2 protein-coding genes are annotated in these 2,081 nt (G+C 65.2%); both read left to right on the top strand.

What is annotated here, in order from left to right:
* Window positions 1–289: 289 nt before the first annotated feature.
* Window positions 290–781, top strand: a complete 492-nt coding sequence (locus tag RSA25_RS12040; protein ID WP_332809119.1) for a peptidylprolyl isomerase — start codon at window positions 290–292, stop codon at window positions 779–781.
* Window positions 782–907: 126 nt separating this feature from the next.
* Complete coding sequence (locus RSA25_RS12035; RefSeq protein WP_332809118.1) at window positions 908–1,894, top strand: malate dehydrogenase; 987 nt, start codon at window positions 908–910, stop codon at window positions 1,892–1,894.
* Window positions 1,895–2,081: the final 187 nt, after the last annotated feature.

Here is a 2,081-nt window from a genome sequence, read left to right as displayed (position 1 = left end):
TGCGAAAGGGGGCCAGTCGGCGCCGGATTTGGAAAAAGAAGTCCAACATTATACGGCCTGGATGACCATTCGCGAAAAGTCCGTTTCAGGGTGCCCCGGATCCCCATTCAGGTAGTGCCGGCCGCTGGCCGGCAAGCCCATGATCTCCGGCGGTTTTCACCTGGCTGCCGGCCAACGGCCGGCACTACCGCCGTCCTTGTGGCATTCAACAAGGCGTTTCCGTGCCGGTGCGGAGGGCGAGGTGTATCCTATAAGGCTAACGACAAACCCCCGTACCCCAAGGATTTGCATGTCCCTCATCGCCACTTTCGACACCACCCAGGGCCCGATCAAGGTCGAGCTGTTCGCCGACAAGGCGCCGCTGACGGTTGCCAACTTCGTCAACCTGGTCAAGCGCGGCTTCTATGACGGCCTGATCTTCCACCGCGTGATCCCGGACTTCATGATCCAGGGCGGCTGCCCCAAGGGCCAGGGCACCGGCGGCCCGGGCTACAAGTTCGAAGACGAAAAGAACGGCGTGAAGCACCAGATCGGCTCGCTGTCGATGGCCAATGCCGGTCCCAACACCAACGGCAGCCAGTTCTTCATCACCCACATCAAGACCGATTGGCTGGATGGCAAGCACACCGTGTTCGGCCAGGTGCTGGACGGCCAGGCCATCGTGGATTCGGTCAAGCAGGGCGACGTGATCCATTCGATCACCCTGGAAGGCGACACCGACGCCGTGCTGGCCGCCCAGGCCGAGCGCGTGGCCGAGTGGAACACCAAGATCCCGGCCTGATCCCAAACCCGAACGGCCCCCTGCGAAGGGGGCCGTTTCCACGTTCCGGCCGCCCCGCCAGGCCTGTCCCCGCCCGTGCGGCCTTCTCCCCCATCGCTCTATCGCTTCTTAGCAGAGGAAATCCCCATGAAAGCACCTGTTCGTGTTGCCGTGACCGGCGCCGCCGGCCAGATCGGCTACGCCCTGCTGTTCCGCATCGCTTCCGGCGAAATGCTGGGCAAGGACCAGCCGGTCATCCTGCAGCTGCTCGAGCTGCCGGTCGACAAGGCCCAGGCCGCGCTGCGCGGCGTGATGATGGAACTGGAAGACTGCGCCTTCCCGCTGCTGGCCGGCATGGTGGGCACCGATGACGCCGAAGTGGCCTTCAAGGACGCCGACGTGGCCCTGCTGGTCGGCGCGCGTCCGCGCGGCCCGGGCATGGAGCGCAAGGACCTGCTGCTGGAAAACGCCAAGATCTTCACCGCCCAGGGCGCGGCGCTGAACAAGGTCGCCAGCCGCAACGTGAAGGTGCTGGTGGTGGGCAACCCGGCCAACACCAACGCCTACATCGCCATGAAGTCGGCGCCGGACCTGAACCCGCGCAACTTCACCGCCATGCTGCGCCTGGACCACAACCGCGCGCTGAGCCAGCTGTCGACCAAGCTGGGCAAGTCGGTCGGTGGCATCGAGAAGCTGGTGGTGTGGGGCAACCACAGCCCGACCATGTACCCGGACTACCGTTTCGCCACTGCCGACGGTGCGTCGGTGGCCGAGGCGATCAACGACCAGGAATGGAACGCCAACACCTTCATCCCGACCGTGGGCAAGCGCGGCGCGGCGATCATCGAAGCCCGGGGTTCGTCCTCGGCCGCCTCGGCCGCCAATGCCGCCATCGACCACGTGCGTGACTGGGTGCTGGGCAGCAACGGCAAGTGGGTGACCATGGGCGTGCCGTCCGATGGTTCCTACGGCATCCCGGAAGGGGTGATCTTCGGCTTCGCGGTGACCACCGAGAACGGCGAGTACACGCTGGTCAAGGACCTGCCGGTGGATGACTTCAGCCAGAAGTACATCGACAAGACCCTGGCCGAGCTGGAAGAAGAACGCGCTGGCGTGGCCCACCTGCTGGGTTGATCGCGGCGACTGCCACCTCGGTGGCAGGTGAACTGAAAAGCGCCGGGCATTGCCCGGCGTTTTTTTTTGGTTCTTCGCCCATGTGCGGGGTTCTGTCGTCGCGGCGTATGAAGCCTTGCGAGTGCCGGCTCCGTCGCGCGGGGTGGGGGTGTGCGGGTTCGCGGGACACGCTGCAAGTCCCGCTCCG

Origin of the sequence: Stenotrophomonas sp., assembly GCF_036662295.1 — a bacterium.
GTDB lineage: Bacteria > Pseudomonadota > Gammaproteobacteria > Xanthomonadales > Xanthomonadaceae > Stenotrophomonas.
The sequence above is the reverse complement of the archived record's forward strand: the minus strand, read 5'-3'. Positions and strand labels throughout refer to the sequence as shown.